15 protein-coding genes are annotated in these 17,818 nt (G+C 66.4%); 5 read left to right on the forward strand and 10 right to left on the reverse strand.

The annotated features are described in order from the left end of the window. Positions 1 to 19: 19 nt before the first annotated feature. Positions 20 to 313, reverse strand: a complete 294-nt coding sequence (locus AC07UW_RS03835; RefSeq protein ID WP_025877698.1) for a hypothetical protein — start codon at positions 311 to 313, stop codon at positions 20 to 22. Between the two features lie 69 nt (positions 314 to 382). Then, positions 383 to 1,327, reverse strand: coding sequence for a LysR substrate-binding domain-containing protein (locus AC07UW_RS03840; protein WP_117309888.1), 945 nt, complete (start codon positions 1,325 to 1,327; stop codon positions 383 to 385). Between the two features lie 116 nt (positions 1,328 to 1,443). Here AC07UW_RS03840 and AC07UW_RS03845 point away from each other — a divergent pair, with 116 nt between their 5' ends. Then, positions 1,444 to 2,316 (forward strand): DMT family transporter, encoded by an 873-nt coding sequence (locus AC07UW_RS03845; RefSeq protein ID WP_089239805.1) that lies wholly within the window; start codon positions 1,444 to 1,446, stop codon positions 2,314 to 2,316. A 574-nt stretch (positions 2,317 to 2,890) separates the two neighbouring features. On the opposite strand, the gene AC07UW_RS03850 is transcribed toward AC07UW_RS03845, so the two are convergent. Next, positions 2,891 to 3,793: a peptidylprolyl isomerase gene (locus tag AC07UW_RS03850; RefSeq protein WP_495211471.1), complete on the reverse strand. Its 903-nt coding sequence runs from the start codon at positions 3,791 to 3,793 to the stop codon at positions 2,891 to 2,893. 515 nt (positions 3,794 to 4,308) lie between these two features. Here AC07UW_RS03850 and AC07UW_RS03855 point away from each other — a divergent pair. The 3 genes from AC07UW_RS03855 to AC07UW_RS03865 all read left to right on the forward strand — a co-directional run bounded on the left by AC07UW_RS03855 (position 4,309) and on the right by AC07UW_RS03865 (position 6,847). Further along, on the forward strand, positions 4,309 to 5,403 hold the full coding sequence (locus AC07UW_RS03855; protein WP_495211472.1) for a hypothetical protein: 1,095 nt from the start codon (positions 4,309 to 4,311) through the stop codon (positions 5,401 to 5,403). Positions 5,404 to 5,495: 92 nt separating this feature from the next. Further along, a complete protein-coding gene (locus AC07UW_RS03860; RefSeq protein WP_032975774.1) occupies positions 5,496 to 5,861 on the forward strand; it encodes a PadR family transcriptional regulator in 366 nt (121 codons plus the stop codon). Further along, positions 5,858 to 6,847 (forward strand): sensor domain-containing protein, encoded by a 990-nt coding sequence (locus tag AC07UW_RS03865; protein ID WP_495211473.1) that lies wholly within the window; start codon positions 5,858 to 5,860, stop codon positions 6,845 to 6,847. The genes AC07UW_RS03860 and AC07UW_RS03865 overlap by 4 nt, the downstream gene beginning before the upstream one ends. A gap of 169 nt (positions 6,848 to 7,016) precedes the next feature. Here the strand turns inward: AC07UW_RS03865 and AC07UW_RS03870 are convergent, their stop codons facing one another. Together AC07UW_RS03870 and AC07UW_RS03875 are read right to left on the reverse strand one after the other, a co-directional pair. Continuing rightward, the gene (locus tag AC07UW_RS03870; protein WP_025877691.1) at positions 7,017 to 8,324 is read right to left on the reverse strand and encodes a polyhydroxyalkanoate depolymerase; all 1,308 of its coding nucleotides are present in this window, start codon (positions 8,322 to 8,324) and stop codon (positions 7,017 to 7,019) included. Between the two features lie 86 nt (positions 8,325 to 8,410). Continuing rightward, complete coding sequence (locus AC07UW_RS03875; RefSeq protein WP_312108541.1) at positions 8,411 to 9,007, reverse strand: class I SAM-dependent DNA methyltransferase; 597 nt, start codon at positions 9,005 to 9,007, stop codon at positions 8,411 to 8,413. Positions 9,008 to 9,155: 148 nt separating this feature from the next. On the opposite strand from AC07UW_RS03875, the gene AC07UW_RS03880 reads away from it, so the two are divergent. Next, positions 9,156 to 9,611: a CopD family protein gene (locus tag AC07UW_RS03880; protein ID WP_495211474.1), complete on the forward strand. Its 456-nt coding sequence runs from the start codon at positions 9,156 to 9,158 to the stop codon at positions 9,609 to 9,611. Positions 9,612 to 10,095: 484 nt separating this feature from the next. Here the strand turns inward: AC07UW_RS03880 and AC07UW_RS03885 are convergent, their stop codons facing one another. The 5 genes from AC07UW_RS03885 to lpxB all read right to left on the reverse strand — a co-directional run bounded on the left by AC07UW_RS03885 (position 10,096) and on the right by lpxB (position 17,771). After that, positions 10,096 to 11,055 (reverse strand): acetyl-CoA carboxylase carboxyltransferase subunit alpha, encoded by a 960-nt coding sequence (locus AC07UW_RS03885; protein WP_025877686.1) that lies wholly within the window; start codon positions 11,053 to 11,055, stop codon positions 10,096 to 10,098. 129 nt (positions 11,056 to 11,184) lie between these two features. Continuing rightward, positions 11,185 to 12,048, reverse strand: a complete 864-nt coding sequence (locus AC07UW_RS03890; RefSeq protein WP_080149343.1) for a hypothetical protein — start codon at positions 12,046 to 12,048, stop codon at positions 11,185 to 11,187. 58 nt (positions 12,049 to 12,106) lie between these two features. After that, a complete protein-coding gene (gene dnaE, locus AC07UW_RS03895; RefSeq protein ID WP_495211475.1) occupies positions 12,107 to 15,685 on the reverse strand; it encodes a DNA polymerase III subunit alpha in 3,579 nt (1,192 codons plus the stop codon). Positions 15,686 to 15,900: 215 nt separating this feature from the next. Next, positions 15,901 to 16,572: a ribonuclease HII gene (rnhB, locus tag AC07UW_RS03900; RefSeq protein WP_336026133.1), complete on the reverse strand. Its 672-nt coding sequence runs from the start codon at positions 16,570 to 16,572 to the stop codon at positions 15,901 to 15,903. Next, positions 16,569 to 17,771, reverse strand: a complete 1,203-nt coding sequence (gene lpxB, locus AC07UW_RS03905) for a lipid-A-disaccharide synthase (RefSeq protein ID WP_312108547.1) — start codon at positions 17,769 to 17,771, stop codon at positions 16,569 to 16,571. The genes rnhB and lpxB overlap by 4 nt, the downstream gene beginning before the upstream one ends. Between the last annotated feature and the right edge of the window lie 47 nt (positions 17,772 to 17,818).

Below are 17,818 nucleotides of genomic sequence, written 5' to 3' on the forward strand. Positions count from 1 at the left end.
TGGCCGGCACTCCCGCATCTCAGCCTTCGTCGGTCTCGTATTCGACGAACACATCCAGTTCCAGCGCCAGTTCCTGCACCGCATCGCGGACCTTCTGCGCGGTGCTTTCGTTGCCCACTTCCACTTCCAGTTCGTGGGTGCCCGGGCCGATGTCGTCGGAAAGGCCGGCCGAGCTGGAATCATCGTCATCCATGTGCGGCATCAGGTCGTCGGTCTCTTCGACGTGTTCGATGCCTTCCAGGCCGAGCAGCAGGTCGCTGATCGCGCGGGCATCGTCTTCGGTTCCGGTAATTCGCAGTCGCAGCAGGGCCATGGCGGAAGCACGTTGTGGGGTTCGCCTGCAGCCTAGCCAGCGCTGGGCAAAGATCGGGTGAGGGCGCAGTCAGCCGGGTGTGGTCGGTCGGCCCAGCAGACTGTCCGGCAACGCCGGCACCGGCGTGCGCTCATCCGCTGCCTGGCCCAGCAGCCAGTCAATGAACAGCCGTGCGGCGGGGCTGGGCGGCCGCCCTTCGGCATGCACCACGTAATAGGCATAGCGTGCCTTCAGTGCAGGGCCAGGCAGGCGTACCAGCTCATAGCGCTGCAGGTACGGCTGGGCGACGTGGGTACGCGCCAGCACCGCGCCCATGCCGTACACCGCCGCGCGCATCGCGTCGGTACTGTCGGCAAAGGTGTGCATCGCCGGCAACGGTGACGGCGGACGCACGCCGGCGTGGCGGAACCAATCGCGCCAGCCCTGTGGTGACAGATCGCTCAGCAGCGGCAGTTCGGCGATGCGTGCCGGGTCCTGCAGCGCTTCGACTCCCGGCAGCGCCGGGGACGCGACGGGAAACAGGTTGTCGTCCATCAGGTGCTGCGCGTGCAGTCCGGGCCATTGGCCCAGTCCGTAGCGGATGCCGACCTCCGGGCCGTTCTCGTCGTAACGGTCCAGGCCACTGCCAGTGTGCAGCTCGATGCGGATGTGTGGATGGGCCTGGGTGAAACGCGGAAGCCGTGGCAGCAGCCAGCAATATGACAGCGAGCGCAGCGTCGCGATCCGCAGCGGCACGCTGTCTGCGTCCGGCTGCAGATGGTGGGCGACGGCGGCGACATCGGTGAACGCCGCGCTGGCGGCGTCTGCCAACTGCCGGCCTTCGGCGGTCAGGCGTACCCCGCGCGCATGGCGCAGGAACAGGCGCGTGGCCAGTACCTCTTCCAGGCGACGCACGTGGTGACTGACCGCGCTGGCAGTCAGATGCAGTTCCTGCGCGGCCTGGGCGAAGTTCTGATGGCGCGCAGCGACCGCGAAAACGGCCAGGGCGGGAAGCAGGGAAGGGCGTAGCAGCATGTCCAGCCTCAAACCATATTTGTGGCTGGCAGCGATACTACGCGCTTGTGCAGCGGGCGTCTGCGGCTGATCCTGTGTGGCCGGAACAGCGCCACGATGACGAACGGACAGAGCACATGAATGCGATACCCCAAGCGACCGAGCGTGATTGGCGCACACCGCTGGAATTGACCCTGCTCGGCGCGATCTGGGGCTGCTCGTTCCTGTTCATGCGGGTGGCGGTGCCTTCATTCGGGCCGTTCGCCCTGGTCGAGGTACGGCTGGTACTGGGCGCACTGGTGTTGCTGCCGTTCCTGTGGCGCGCACGCGCGCAGTTCCCGCCGCGCCGCTGGTTGTGGTTGGCGCCGATCGGCTTGGTCAATTCGGCGTTGCCGTTCGTGCTGTTCGCTTACGCCGCAGAGCGCGCGCCGGCGGCCATCGGTGCGATCTGCAATGCGATGACGGTGCTGTTTGCCGCACTGATCGCCTTCCTGTTCTTCGGCGAGAAGATCGGGGTGCGCCGTGCCGGCGCGCTGCTGGTGGGTTTTGCCGGCGTGGTGGTCCTGGCCACGGCCAAGATCTCGGGGTTGAGCATCGGCACGGCCGTACTGGCCGGTGCCGCCGCCTCGCTGCTGTACGGCTTGGGCGTGAACCTGGTGAAGCGGCACATGACCGGTCTGCCTTCGGCCGCGGCCGCCGCTGCCACGTTGTCGTGCGCCTCATTGTGGTTGTTGCCGATGGCGCTCACTCATCTGCCGCAGGGTCCGATTCCGGGCAAGGCATGGGGCGCGGCGATCGCGCTGGGCGTGGTCTGCACCGGATTCGCCTTCCTGATGTTCTATCGCCTGATCGGCCGCATCGGCCCGTCGCGCGCGTCAACGGTGACCTACCTGGTTCCGCTGTTTGGCGCTGCGTTCGCCTGGTTGTTCCTGGGCGAAGCGGTGACGGTGCAGATGTTGATTGCGGGTGCGTTGATTCTGGGTAGCGTGGCGGTGAGTCAGAAGGGCTGAGGCATATTGCACGTGGCACGTGCTGAAGGTGCTTCATTGTTCATGGGCGTTACTTTTCTTTGTACGCAAAGAAAAGTAACCAAAAGAAACGTTCCGCCAGTCACGAGCCGATGCGCGTTGCGCATCGGTACCCTGCGCTCCTCGGTCCGCCGAGGGACGGCGCGGGAACTCGCTGCGCTCAGACACCCGCGCCTCTTCGCCCTCGCCGGACCTGCGGTGCTCGGCTCGCTCAAGGCGGACTGGAAGGTCAAGACCAACAGCAAGAGCATCCACGCATGGCGTGGATCTACTGGGTGCAGCCGCGGCCTTTGATCTTGGGTCCGCCTTGAGCGAGCCGAGCATCGCAGGGGAATCAGGGGCGAAGAGGTGCCGATGTCCTGTAGAGCCGACTGTTAGTCGGCTGACTTCTGCGCGCCGTCCCTCGACAAACCGAGAAGCGCAGGGAACCGGCGTGCGCAGCACGGCGGCTCGCGACCGGCGGAACGTTTCTTTTGGTTACTTTTCTTTGCGTACAAAGAAAAGTAACGCCCATGAACAACGAAGCACCTTCAGCACGCGTGACGCGCGGAAAGCATCACCGCACCGGCACCGGGATATTGCACAGGTCGATATGGCCCGCCGGGCGCTTGTAGAAATCATCCACGCGGTTGCGCCGGGCTTCCACCGTATCGGCGAAGGTCTTTGAATCCGTGCGCAGCACCTGGATCGGTGTGCGCTCGGCCGCAGTCACGTCACTGGCGCGGCGGATCGACATGATCGGCGTGCGCAGCTTCGGGTCGGTGTAGAAACCCATCGGTGCCGGTCCACGCTGGATCGCGCTGAGCAGTTCCATGCCCTTCAGCACGCGGCCGACCAGGGTGATGTTGCGGTCCAGCTGGCGCGGCGACTGGCCGGTCACCACATACAGTTCGGCACCGATGCTGCTGTCTTCCTCGTTGCTGCGCCCCGCACCCAGCATGCCGTAGCAATGCGCCAGCCAGGCCTTGCCGGCCTGCGGGTCTTGGCCGACCGGGAAGCCGTCGACGAAGCCGGTCTGTGCTGCCCATCCATCGCGGTCGGGCAGCAAGCTCACCTTCAGGCCAGCGCTGGCGCGCTCGAACTCGGCCGGCAGCTTGCGCTGCGCGCTGCCGAACGGCTTGGCCTTGGCGGCATCGTCGGCGTCGGCATCGCCGAACTGCACCACGAAGTTGTCCTGCGAACGGTAGATGCTGGTGCCGTCCCAGAAGTGTTCGTGGGCGAAGGTCTGGATGTTGGCGACATGGCGTGGGGCGAACTGCGGCGCCAGCTCGATGATCACCCGGCCGGCCGGCAGGTCCATGTACAGCAGGTTGGCCGGGTCCGGCGTGCGCCAGTCGCTGGCCGCGGAGGCATCGAGGATCTGCTGCGGGCTGCGGTAGGGCGTGGCTGCGCTGGCCGTTGCAGGCAGCAGGCAGGCCAGGGCGAGGGCGGTCAGGGCAAGGCGTCGACGGTGCGGCATGGGATCCCCGGAACATGAACGAGGCCTCGATTCTGCGCGAGAGTGCGTGCCTGCGCCACGGTCGCGTGCTGGCCGTGTCCATGTACGTGCGGCACGATGGTCATTCTCCTTAATGGAAGCAGATGATGTTGATACCGCATCCGGAGGCCCCCGAAGCCGCACTGAGCGCCAGAATCGACCAGATCCTGAAGGCGTTCGTCGACGAAGGGGGGGATCGTGTGCACTGGTTGCAGACGTTGTCGCCACGTGGGCTGTTCGATCTTGATGAGCGTCGGCGCAGTTGGTGGGCTGCCAACGATGATGGCCTGCTCGCCTGCCTGAAAGCCTGTGCAGCGGCGCCGGCTACTGTGCAGACGGCGGCACTGTTCCTTGCGGGCTCGGATGGCAATGGCCGCACGCGTGAGGCCGCGTTGCAGATGATGCGCTCGGTGCCCAGCCATTTGACGTTGTCCTGTGCCTTGCTCCGCTGCAATGACTGGGTGGCTGAAGTGCGTGCGGCGGCGCAGGATTGCGTGATGTCCCTGCTCGGGCAGTGCGCGGTGCAGCACGTACTGGCGGCCTGGCCGGTCGCCGTGCGCCTGCGCCATTCCCAGCGCGTTGACCGGGCGTGGCTCGAGGGCACCCTGTTCGCCTGGTTGTCATCGCCCTCCAGCCGCATAGTGCTTGAAGGACTGCTGGGCCATCCCGACGCACGTACCCGGCTGATGGCCTACGCCGTCGCCCTGCACAGTCATCCGGATCGGGCAGCGTTGCGCGTGCACGCGATTCTGGACAGTGATCCGCACATCTCGCACCTGGCACTTGCCGATCTTCTGCACCACGGTGAGCCTGCGGATGTCGAGGCGAAGTGCGCGCTGGCATTGTCCGCGCCTGCGAGCGGGGTACGTAGTGCCGCGTTACGTGCGCTGGTCGAGCGCGAGGTGGCCGGCTTGGATGCGCACATCGAAACCGCGGCATTCGACCGTTCGAGAGGCGTGCGCCGGTTGGCGATGTGGCTGCTCCAGCAGCGGCAGGCCACGCCGGCCATCGCGTTGTGGCGAGACGAGCTCAAGCACCGTCGACGCGCGCGATGGCGCGAAGCATTGGAAGCGCTGGCCGATCACGCCGAGGCAGAGGATATGCCCGCACTGCGCGCCTTGTTGCCCCAGGTATCGGCGCGCCACCAGCGCAACTGCCTGCGCGGCTGGGTGCGGGCCGAGGGCGGTGCCCGTCTGGCATTGCTGCGCGAGGCGCTGGAAAGGCCGGGGCGGACCGTGAATGCGTTGCTGGCCAGCGCCACCATGCTATGGGCGGCAGAGCTGGACCCGCCGCGCCTGCTCGCCTTCTGCCACGACGGTCCTTCGCCGGTGGCACAGGCTGGCCTGCTCGGGCAGCTGACCCGGCTGCCCTTGTGGCAACACCTCGACCTGCTGCTGGATGCGGTACCGCAGCGCGAGGATGAACGTGCCTGGCACCTGCGGCTCGTGCATGGCTGGCTTCGGGTGAGCGGGCAGTACTCGCCGCTCGGGGCCGCCCGCCGGCAGGCCCTGCTCAGCCGGCTTGAAGAGGGCAGGCACGCTTTGCCGCAGAGCGTTGCGGCCCAAGTGCGGGCGGCCGTCCATCATGCCTGAAGGCCCCTTTCCACACGGCAGGATGACTAACGACACATTCGCTATACCGAACTTCGCACTACTGTGGACTTCAACGTAGTGGAGGGCCGGTCATGTCCGAGGACGATGTCCACCTGAAGAAGTTCCAGAAGGAGCTCAGCGCCGGCACCGTGTCGCTGGCCCTGCTGGCAGTGCTGGCCCGCGCCGGTGAGCCGCTGTACGGCTACCTGATCGCCAAGGAGCTGGAACGGGTGGGCGAGGGCGTGCTCAGTGGCAAGCAGAGCGCGCTGTACCCGGTGCTGCGCAACCTGGAGGGCGCCGGCCTGCTGGAGAGCCATGTGGAGCCGTCCAGCAGCGGGCCGCCGCGCCGCTACTACCGCATCAACGCACGTGGCCGGGAGGTGCTGCAGCAATGGCGCCAGGCCTGGCGCGACACCCGTGATTCCGTCGATTCCGTGTTGGAGGGGGTACCGCAATGAACGACCTGGACCTGGCAGGCAACCGTCTGCCCAGCACCATCCCGCAGTACCTGGCGCAGCTGCGTGCCGCGCTGGACGGTGCCGATCCGGCGATGGTGCAGGACGCCCTGTACGACGCCGAGGAATACCTGCGCTCGGAACTGGCGGCGCAACCCGGCCGCAGCGAAGCCGAGGTCATCGCCGACGTCGCCGGCAGCTACGGTGCACCGGACGAGGTGGCGGAGATCTATCGCGAAACCGAGCTCACGGTGAACCGCGCGCTGCGCACGCCGCGGGCCGACACCGGCCCGGTGCTGCGTGCAGCGGCCGAGGCCAGCGGTGCTGCACCGGCGGCACAGCCCGTAGCGCCCGTGCACCGCTCGCTGCTGGCGCGCTTCTTCGGCGTGGTGACGGACCCGCACACCTACGGCGCGCTGTTCTACATGCTGTTGTCGCTGGCCACCGGCATCTTCTTCTTCACCTGGGTGGTCACCGGCCTGTCGCTGTCGCTGGGCCTGCTGATCCTGATCATCGGCGTCCCGTTGACCGTGCTGTTCTTCGGCTCGGTGCGTGGGCTGGCGTTGCTGGAAGGGCGGCTGGTGGAAGCGCTGCTGGGCGAGCGCATGCCGCGCCGGCCGCAGTACACCGACCGCAGCCGCAGCTGGCTGCAGCGTATCGGCGACATGTTCACCGATGGCCGCACCTGGCTGACCCTGCTGTACTTCGTGCTGATGTTGCCACTGGGCATCATCTACTTCACCATCGCGGTGACCCTGCTGTCGCTGTCGCTGGGCTTGATCTGGGCACCGGTGGCGGCGATCTTCAGCGGCGACATCCCCGGCATCTACATCAACGACGTGAACGTACTGCCGATGGCGGCATCGCCGCTGGTGGCGATCGTGGTAGCAGCGGTGGGTGTGTTGCTGCTGCTGCTGACGATGCACCTGGCACGCGGCATCGGCAAGCTGCACGGCATGCTGGCCAAGAACCTGCTGGTGCGGTTGTAAGGCAGCGATCTGTTCTCTGGTGGGTGCCGACCTCGGCCGGCACTTCGCCATGGTAGGTGCCAACCTTGGTTGGCACGAACCATCAAGTGTCAGCACGCTTGAAAGAGCGCCAACCAAGGTTGGCATCTACCAGAAGCGCCAACCAAGGTTGGCATCCACCAGGGACGTGCTACCCCGCCTTTCGCCGCAGCGGGGTGACGTTGCTCTTCTTCTTCGTGGCCTTCGCTGCCGGGGCTTCGGCATGCGCGGCGAAGAAGTCACGCACCTTCGGGTAGACCACTTCGCGCCAGCGGCGGCCGCTGAAGATGCCGTAATGGCCTGCACCATCCACGATGAAGTGTTCACGGCGCTCGGCCGGAATACCGCTGCACAGTGCCTGCGCCGCTTCGGTCTGGCCGAGGCCGGCAATGTCGTCCAGTTCGCCTTCGATGCTCAACAGCGCGGTATCGCGGATTGCCGACGGGTCGACCTTTTCGCCATTGACCACCCACTCGCCACGCGGCAGCAGGAAGTCCTGGAACACCACGGAGATGGTGTCCAGGTAGTACTTGGCCGGCATGTCCAGCACCGCGTTGTACTCGTCGTAGAAGCGACGGTGCGCGTCGGCATCTTCCAGGTCGCCCTTCACCAGGTCGGTGTAGAAATCCCAGTGCGAGCTGAAGTGGCGGCTGGGATTCATCGACAGGAAGCCGGCGTGCTGCAGGAAGCCGGGATACACGCGGCGGCCGGCACCGGGATAGCTGGCCGGTACGGTGTGGATGACGTTGTTTTCGAACCACGACAACGGGTTCTGCGTGGCCAGGTTGTTGACTGCGGTCGGGCTGCAGCGCGCATCGATCGGGCCACCCATCATCACCAGCGTGCGCGGCGTCGGTTCGCCACGGCTGGCCATCAGCGAAACGGCGGCCAGCACCGGTACGGTCGGCTGGCAGACACTGACCACGTGCAGGCGCTCGACGCCGAGATGGCGGATGAACTCCTGGATGTAGGCGATGTAGTCGTCCAGCCCGAACTCACCCTCGCTGCCGGGCACCATGCGCGCGTCGACCCAGTCGGTCACATAGACGCGATGGTCGCGCAGCAGCGTGCGCACGGTGTCGCGCAGCAGCGTGGCGTGATGGCCCGACAACGGCGCCACCACCAGCACGAACGGTTGGTTGAGCATGGTGTGCAGCTGGTCGGCTTCATTGCTGTGGCGCTTGAAGCGCAGCAGCTTGCAGAACGGCTTGCTGAGTTCCTCGTGCACCACGATCGGCACGCGCTCGCCCTCGACCTCGATTTCGTTGATGCCCCATTCGGGCTTCTCGTAATCCTTGCCGATGCGATGGAACAGCTCATTGACCGCCGCCAGGCGATCAGCGCCGGGCATCTGCGACCACCAGTGTCCCTGGTTGGCGAAGAACTTGGCGTTGGCCTGGGCCTGGTGCACCCAGGGGGCGAGCAGGTTGCGGGTCAGTTCGTGCAGTTGATAGAGCATGCCGACCGAATATGTATGGTCTTATGTTGCCGCGCAGCATAGCGCATCCGACTGTCCCGGACGTTAAGCAGACGCCCTGCCCGTATTCAGCGGGCCGCCTGTTCCAGCGCAGTTGCTTCGGTGGCCAGCGCTGGCCCCAGCCAGAGGTGGGACCCCACTGCCTGCAGGCCCTGCCGGGCCAGCTCGCGCCGGTACCAGCGGGCCGGACGCGACTGGAAGCCGTCATGGTCGCCCTCGAATTCATCTTCGGCGGCAAAGGTCTCCAGGAAAGCCACCCCTGCAGTCAGCTCGGCCAGCCCGGCCAGGCCCGCGCGAAGTTCGCGGTTGGGCACGTAATGCATCACGTCCGAACAGACCAGCAGGTCGACCGGGGCGCAGGGCCGCAGCCAGGCGAAATCGCCGAAGCTGGCCAGGTGCAGGTTGCGGGTCCGGCCGTAGCGGCGCACAGCGTACTCGCTGCTGTCGAAACCGAGGTATTCGACCTTCGGACGCAGTTTCAGCAGCGGCGCGCGCCACGCACCTTCGCCGCAGCCGATATCCAGCACGCTGCGGATCGGTCGTTCCAGGTAGTACTCGGCCGTCGCCACGGCGAGGGCGACCTTGCGCGCCAGGCGCGCGCTGCCGCCGATGTCGGCGTGCCGGTACCAGCGCTGGAAGTAGGCGGCGTCGTAGGTCTTGTCCATGGCGTTCGGGTGCAGTCGTGAAATCGGTGCCTATCGTACGGTGTTGCACCACACCATGCGTCGATGTGTCGCGGCGGTTGCACGTGAGGCGGCCTCGTCAGCGCATGCGAGAATGGCGGACATCCACGCCAGCCGCCGGAGCGAGCGCATGCAGAGCTACTACTGGGTCAAGACCTTCCACATCGTGTTCGTGGTGGCATGGATGGCCACGGTGTTCTACCTGCCGCGCATCCTGGTGAACCTGTCCGAGACCGCGGGGCAGCCGGCGGTGGCCGAGCGCCTGCAGCTGATGGGCATGCGCTTGTACCGCTTCGGCCATTCGATGTTCGGCCTGGCGTTCGTGCTAGGCCTGGTGCTGTGGCTGGGCTACAAGGTGATTCCGGACTTCCCGACCATGGTCGCCCCGGGGGGCGCGGGTTGGCTGCACGCCAAGCTGGGCCTGGTGGTGGTGCTGCTGGCGTACTTCATCTGGATCGGACGCCTGCTCAAGGGCGTGGCCAAGGGCAGGGCGCTGCCGTCGTCGCGCGCGCTGCGCTGGATCAACGAAATTCCGTTGCTGGCGTTCATTCCGATCGTCTGGCTGGTGCTGGCCAAGCCGTTCTGAGATCTGGAGCTCTCGAACATGTCACTTTCTTGCTCGTGCAAGAAAGTAACCAAAGAACACGCTGCCAGGTCGCGAGCCGGTGCTACGCACCGGTACCCTGTGCTTCTCGGTGAATCAGGGGACGGCGCCGAACTCGCTGCGCTCAGACATCGGCGCCTCTACGCCCCTGATTCCCCTGCGATGCTCGGCTCGCTAAAAGGCGGACCCAACGTCAAACGCCACACCTGCACCCAGTAGATCCACGCCATGCGTGGATTCTTTTCGCTCTGCTTTCCCAATCCGCCTTCAAGCGAGCCGAGCACCGGAGGTCCGGCAAGGGCGTAGAGGCGCGGATGTTTGAGCGTAGCGAGTTCCGCGCCGTCCCTTGGCGGACTGAGGAGCGCAGGGAACCGGTGTGCAGAGCACACCGGCTCGCGGCTGGCGGAGCGTTTCTTTTGGTTACTTTTCTTTTCGCGAAAAGAAAAGTAACGCCTCGAGCAGAGGCTCAGGCCGCTTCGTAAGTACCGTAGCTGCGCAGGCGCTTGTAGCGCTGGTCCAGCAGCTCTTCGGTGGACAGCGCGTCCAGCGCGTCCAGCTCGTTCAGCAGCACGGCCTTCAGCCGCTTGGCCATCTGCGTCGGGTTGCGGTGGGCGCCGCCGGTCGGCTCGCGCACGACCTTGTCGACCAGGCCCAGGCCCTTCAGGCGCGGCGCGGTCAGGCCCAGCTGCTCGGCAGCATCCTTGGCCTTGCCGGCATCCTTCCACAGGATCGAAGCACAGCCTTCCGGGGTGATGGTCGAGTACACCGCGTATTCCAGCATCACGGTACGGTCGCCCACGCCCAGCGCCAGCGCGCCACCGGAGCCGCCTTCACCGATCACGGTGCAGATGATCGGCACCTTCAGTTCGGCCATTTCGATCAGGTTGCGCGCGATCGCTTCGGACTGGCCGCGCGACTCGGCATCGATGCCCGGCCAGGCGCCGGCGGTATCGATCAGGGTCAGCACCGGCAGGCCGAAACGCTCGGCCATCTTCATCAGGCGCAGCGCCTTGCGGTAGCCCTCGGGCTTGGGCATGCCGAAGTTGCGCTTGATCTTTTCCTTGGTGTCGCGGCCCTTCTGGTGGCCGATGACCATCACCGAGCGGCCATTGATGCGGGCAAGGCCGCCCATGATCGCCTTGTCGTCGGCGAAGGCACGGTCGCCGGCCAGTTCCTGGAACTCATCGCAGATGATGCGGATGTAGTCGGCGGTGTACGGGCGCGACGGATGGCGGGCCAGCTGCAGCACCTGCCACGAGGTCAGGTTGCGGAAGATCTGTGCGGTGCGCACGCGCAGCTTGTCCTGCAGCGCATGCACTTCGGCCTCGACATTGACCGCCGGCCCGGCACTGGCGTTGCGCAGTTCCTGGATCTTGGCTTCCAGGTCGGCGATGGGTTGCTCGAAGTCGAGGTAGTTCGGATTCATCGGAAGCCGTCGTGTAAAGAAGAGGGGAATTCTAGCCGAATGCGCAGGAACGGCCCGTACGCCTTCGTCTGGAAGCCGACGGTAGCGCAGTGGGGGCCGGCGGCGCCAGTCGGTCCGCCGGCCGCCGGTTCAGGGCAGGACCAGCGCGCTGCGGGCCATTTCGGTACTGCGGATCGTCACGAAGTCGTTGTAGGCCTGGTTGGCCGCCACCGGCAGCTTCGCGCCCAGCGTCATGGTGGCCTGGGTGAAGGCCATCTGCGCCTGGAAGTCTTCCTTGCGCAGGGCCTTCTGCTCGCTGGCCGTGGTGGCCTTCAGCCAGCGGGCATAGATGTCGCGCACCGGACCGGCATGGGCCTCGAAGGCCGGGTCCAGCGCGGGCAGCGCCGGCGCCGGTTCCAGCGTGTAGGCCGGGGCCACGTAGCCGGCGGGCTGCTCGCGCTTGTAGGCACCGGGTTCGCCCATGCTGGCCTCGATGTAGGTGATGAACTCGGGCGCGGTGAAGATCTTGGTGCTGATCCGGCCGCCGGTCGAGTCCACGTGCGCAACCACCTGCTCCTCGGGGAACGGCTCGCGCACGCCGAAGTTCCAGGTCTTGTCGATGAACAGGCCGTGGTGCTTTTCGAACGGCCCCTTGAACTCGACGCCGCCCAGCTCGATGCCCAGGCCGCTGACGCCGAAGTTCTTCAGCTTGTCCTCGCCGGTCACATAGATCTCGCGCGCGGTCACGTATTCGCTGAGGCTGGGATTGATCAGGCCGCCGCGGCCATCGGCGTAGACGATGAAGCGCACATCGCCCAGGCGGTCGGTATGCAGGTGATGCTCACCGGCAGCCAGGCTGATCGGTCGCGACGCGTGCGCGGCCACCGGCAGGTCCTTGCCATCGATGCTGATCGCCAGCGGCGCATCGGTGGGGTTGTCGATCTCGAAATCGACCTTGGAGGAGCAGCCGGCCAGCGCGAGCGCGGCCATCATCGGCAACAGCAGGTTCTTCATTACGGGCAATCGTCCTTGACGTATGCAGCGGGAAAGCGGAAACGGGGTGGGGCCAGCCTCAGCTGGCCCATGGCGGGCTGTAGCGCACCTTCAGCGTGCGCACTGCTGGTTCGGCGCGCAGCGCCTCCATCAGCTTGGAATCGACGCGCACCGCACTCTGCCCGGAAACATCGAGCATGCCGGCGATGCCGCCATCGGGTCCCTTCAACAGCAGGTCCAGGCGCAGGGGCGTGCGGCCGGGGCGATGGCGGTCGAGCAGGGCGTCGATGCGCTCCCAAACCGGTCGCTGCTGTCGCAGGTCCAGCCGCAGCGACAGGCGCGTGGCGTAGTTCGCACAGACTTCGTCGAAGTCCCAGCACTGGCGGATGCGCAATGCGAAGCCGCCGTTGAACTCGTCTTCGCGCAGGCCGCCCTTGACCACCAGGATACGGTCCTTGGTCATCAGGTGGCCGAACTCGGCCATGGCATCGGAGAACGCGCTGCATTCGACGCGGCCACGACCATCTTCCAATTGGATGAAGATCTGGCTCTCGCCCTTGCGGCGCACGCCGACCACCTGGCCGGCAAGCACGGTCTGCACTTCCGGACGCCAGCGCTTCTCGCCGCCACCACTGTTGCTGTTGGCGCTCCAGATCTTTTCCACCGAGCCGAGGTCGGTACCGACCAGATCGCGCACGTCATCGCGCCACGGGTCGAACGGGTGGCCGCTGAGGTAGAAGCCCAGCGTGTCGCGCTCGCCGTTGAGGCGCTGCAGCAACGGCCACTCGTCGGTTTCCTGCAGCTCCAGGTGGATGGCCTGCACGCCCGGCTCGGGGCCGCCGAACAGCGAATTCTGGCCGGACGCACGCTCGCGCGCCATCTGTTCGGTGGCCTTGATCACTTCCGGCAGCTGCAGCATCAGCGAGGCACGGTTGTGGCCCAGCTCATCCAGCGCGCCGCAGTTGATCATCGCTTCCAGCGTGCGCCGGTTGAGCTTGGCCGAACCGATGCGGGTGCAGAAGTCGAGCAGGTCGGTGTAGTCACCGCCGCGAAGGCGTTCCTCCACCACCGCTTCGCAGGCACCCTGGCCGACGCCCTTGATCGCCCCCAGGCCGTATTGGATCGTGTCCGGCGTGGCCGCTTCGAACATGAAGGCGGACTGGTTCACCTTCGGCGGCAGCACGGTCAGGCCAAGGTTGCGCACCTCGTCCAGGAAACCGACCACCTTTTCGGTGTTGTCCATGTCCGAAGACAGCGTCGCGGCCATGAACTCGGCCGGGTAATGGCGCTTGAGCCAGGCCGTCTGGTAACTCACCAGCGCGTAGGCGGCGGCGTGCGACTTGTTGAAGCCGTAGCCGGCGAACTTCTCCATCAGGTCGAAGATCGCATCGGCCTTGGCTTCGCCGACGCCGTCCTTGGCCGCACCTTCGCGGAAGATCTCGCGGTGCTTGGCCATTTCCGCCGGCACCTTCTTGCCCATCGCACGGCGCAGCAGGTCGGCGCCGCCCAGCGAGTAGCCGCCGACGATCTGCGCCATCTGCATCACCTGCTCCTGGTACACCATGATGCCGTAGGTGTCGCGCAGGATGCGCTCGGTGCGCGGATCGGGATACTCCACGTCTTCGCGCCCGTGCTTGCGGTCGACGAAGGAGGGAATCAGGTCCATCGGGCCGGGCCGGTACAGCGACACCAGCGCGATCAGGTCTTCGAAACGGTCGGGCTTGGCGTCCTTCAGCAGGCGGCGCATGCCCGAAGATTCGAACTGGAACACCGCGCCGGTATTGCCCGAGGCGAAGATGTCCTTGTAGGTGGGCGCATCGTCCAGCGGCAGCTGGGTGATGTCCACCGGCGGAATGCCGGCGCGCTCGTGGCGCTTGTTGATCGCCTTCACCGCCCAGTCGATGATCGTCAGCGTGCGCAGGCCGAGGAAGTCGAACTTCACCAGGCCGACTTCTTCAACGTCGTTCTTGTCGAACTGGGTGACCGGGTTCTTGCCGCGGCCATCTTCATCGTGTTCGGCGAACAGCGGGCAGAACTCGCTCAACGGCTCGGGCGCGATCACCACGCCACCGGCGTGCTTGCCGGCGTTGCGGGTCAGGTCTTCCAGCTGCCGCGCCAGGTCGATCAGGTCGCGGACGTCGTCCTCGCTCTGGTAGCGCTGGATCAGCTCGGGCGAAGCCATCTCGCTGTCCTTGCCCTCACCCATCGCATCCTTCAGCGAGATGCCGAGGATGTTCGGGATCAGCTTGGCGACGCCGTCGACCAGGCCGTAGGGGAAGCCGAGCACGCGGCCGGAATCGCGCACCACCGCCTTGGCTGCCATGGTGCCGTAGGTGATGATCTGGCTGACCCGCTCGCGGCCATACTTGCGCGCAACGTAGTCGATGACTTCGTCGCGGCGGTCCATGCAGAAGTCGATGTCGAAGTCGGGCATCGACACGCGTTCGGGGTTGAGGAAGCGCTCGAACAGCAGGTTGTACGGCAGCGGGTCCAGATCGGTGATCTGGAGTGCCCATGCCACCAGCGAGCCGGCACCGGAACCACGGCCCGGGCCGATCGGGATGCCCTGCGCCTTGCCCCACTGGATGAAGTCGGCCACGATCAGGAAGTAGCCGGGGAAGCCCATCTTGATGATGGTGTCCAGCTCGAACTCGAGGCGGTCGCTGTAATCCTGCGCGGTCATGCCGGGCGCGATGGGATTCTTTTCCAGGCGTGCGGCCAGGCCCTTGCGCGATTCGCTGCGGATCCAGCTGTCCAGCGTCTCCTCGTCCGGCACCGGATAGTCGGGCAGGAAGTAGGTGCCCAGGCGCATCTCGATGTTGCAGCGCTCGGCCAGCGCCAGCGTGTTGTCGATCGCATCGGGAATGTCGGCAAACAGCGCGCACATCTCTTCGGCCGACTTCAGGTACTGCTGGTCGCTGTACTCGCGCGGGCGCTTGGGGTCATCCAGCACGCGGCCGGTGGAGATGCACACGCGTGCTTCGTGCGCGCTGAAATCGGACGGCGACAGGAAGCGTACGTCGTTGCTGGCAATCACCGGCAGGCCACGCTGCCCAGCGGCCATCAGCGCGAACTGGTTGAAGCTCTCTTCGCCATCGCGGCCGGTGCGGGTCAGCTCCAGGTGCAGGCCGTCGCCGAACACGCGCTGCCAGTCGGCCAGCTGCTGCTCGGCCAGATCGTGCTTGCCATCCAGGGCCAGGCGCCCGGCCAGGCTCTCGCGGCCGGCCAGGGCGAACAGGTTGGCGTTGCCGGCCTTCAGCCAGTCCGGGTGCACGGCGACGCCGCCCTCGGGGCGATGGCCTTCCATCCAGGCACGGGTCAGCAGACGCGACAGGCTCAGGTAGCCCTCTCGGTCGCGGCACAGCAGGGTCATCCGCCACGGGTCCTGCCCTTCCTCGGCGATCATCACGTCGGCGCCGGCGATGGGCTTGATGCCCACACCTTCGGCTGCCTTGTAGAACTTGACCAGGGCGAACAGGTTGTTGAGGTCGGTTACCGCCAGCGCAGGCAGGCCGAGTTCGACCGAGCGCGATAGCAGGTTGGCCTGCTTGGCCTTCTTCGGGTCAGCCTGGTCCGGCTTGGCCGGCACGCGGATGGTCGAGTCCGCCAGCGAGAACTCGGTGTGGACGTGGAGATGTACGAAGCGGGAGTTGGACATGCCGGACCAGGTTGGAGCGCGCAGGCCCCGGGTGCAGACGCGGGAATCGTCGCCGGGGTCGGGAAGCGCTGGAGTGCCCGGTCAGGGTAGCGAGGGCAGGGGGTTGCGACAAGGACTTGACGGTGCGCGATATCGCCAATGCCGCCGGGCATGGCACGGCGCTACCGGGGGCGTTCATGTTGCCGTGGTAGCGCAGGGCCATGCCCGGCGAACGTTCAGGCGATCGCGATGGCGGACGCCACAGCCGGCGGCGCCTCCAGGCACTCGCGCACCGGTGCGAAACTGCGCCGGTGCTCCGCGCACGGGCCATGCTCACGCAGGGCGGCCAGATGCGCCGGGGTGCCGTAGCCCTTGTGCTGGTCGAAGCCGTACTGCGGGTGGCGTGCGTGCAGGTCCAGCATGTAGCGGTCGCGCGAGACCTTGGCCAGGATCGAGGCCGCCATGATCGCGCGGTCGATGCCATCGCCGCCGACCAGCGCCTGCGCCGGCAGCACCAGTCCCTTGGGCACCACGTTGCCGTCGATACGGGCGAAGCCGGCCACGTGGGCCACCGCCGCGACGACATCGCGCATGCCCTGCAGCGTAGCTTGATAGATGTTCAGGCGATCGATGGCTTCCACGTCCACCAGCACCACGTGCCAGGCCAGGGCGCGGTCGAGGATGCGGTCATGCAGCTGCTCGCGGCGTGCTGCGGTCAGCTGCTTGGAATCATCCAGGCCGTTCAGTCGTGGCCGCTGTGGATCGAACACCACTGCGGCCACCGCGACAGGGCCGGCCAGCGGTCCCCGGCCGGCTTCGTCTACACCGGCGATGCGATGGCCGGGATCGATCACCGCAGCGCCATCGAACAGGGCCAGGCTGGCCGCTGCGGCATGCCGGCGGCTCATGCTTTTTCCTGGCCACGGATCAGCAGTTCGCCGACAGCATCGGCTGCGCGCGCCGATGCGTTGCGACGCAGGCGTTCATGCAGGCGCGTGTAGGTTCCTTGCAGATCGGCGATCCGCTGCGGGTGGTCGAACCACTGCTGGACGGCGGCGGCCAGTTTCTCCGGCGTGCAGTCGTGCTGCATCAGCTCTGGCGCCAGGTCCTGGCCGGCAAGGATGTTGGGCAGGGCGAAGCGGTCGACCTTGATCAACCCCAACGCCTTCACCAAGCGGTACGTCAGTTCGTTGACCCGGTAGCCGACGACCATCGGTCGCTTCACCAGCATCGCTTCCAGGGTCGCAGTGCCAGAGGCCAGCACCACAACGTCGGCGGCGATCATCGCGCTGCGCGCCTGGCCGTCCAGTACATGCGAATAGGCCACCGGCAGCGCCGAGCGTGACAGCTGCTCCTCGATCAGGCGTCGGCAGGCCGCATTGGCCGCCGGCACCACCACGTGCAGGCCGGGAATACGCTCGGACACCTGCCAGGCGGCCTCGAAGAAGGCTTCTCCGAGCTTGGAGATCTCGCCCAGTCGACTGCCGGGAAGCACGGCCAGCACCTTGGCCGAGGCGGGCAGGCCGAGTTCGATCCGGGCCGCTTCACGGTCGACATGCAGCGGGATGTCATCGGCCATCGGATGGCCGACAAAGCGCGCATCGATGCCGTGCTTGGCGTAGATCGGTGGTTCCATCGGGAACAGGCACAGCACCAGGTCGGCGCTGCTGCCGATCTTCTCGGCACGCTTCTCGCGCCATGCCCACACCGAGGGGCTGACGTAGTGCACGGTGCGCACGCCACGCTGTTTCAGCCAGCGTTCGATACCCAGATTGAAGTCCGGAGCGTCGATACCGATGAACACATCGGGTTGCCACTCCAGCGCACGCTGGCGGAAAGCCGAACGCAGCTTGAGCAGGCGCGGCAGATGGCGCAGGACTTCGGTCAGGCCCATCACTGCCAGTTCGCTGGCGTCGTGCCAGGTCTGGCAGCCGGCGCTGCGCATGGCATCGCCGCCGATGCCGGCGAATTCGGCATGCGGGAAGCGGGCCTTCAGTTCGCGAATCAGGCCCGCACCGAGCAGGTCGCCGGAAGCTTCACCGGCGACCAGCGCGATCCGCAACGGACGATCGCTCAGCACCCGATGGGCAGGCACGCTGCCGGCCATCGAGGCCAGCGAAATCACCTCGGCGCCGGCCGGCGCCTGGCCGGTCG

This window comes from Stenotrophomonas sp. GW821-FHT02D01, from assembly GCF_059421765.1.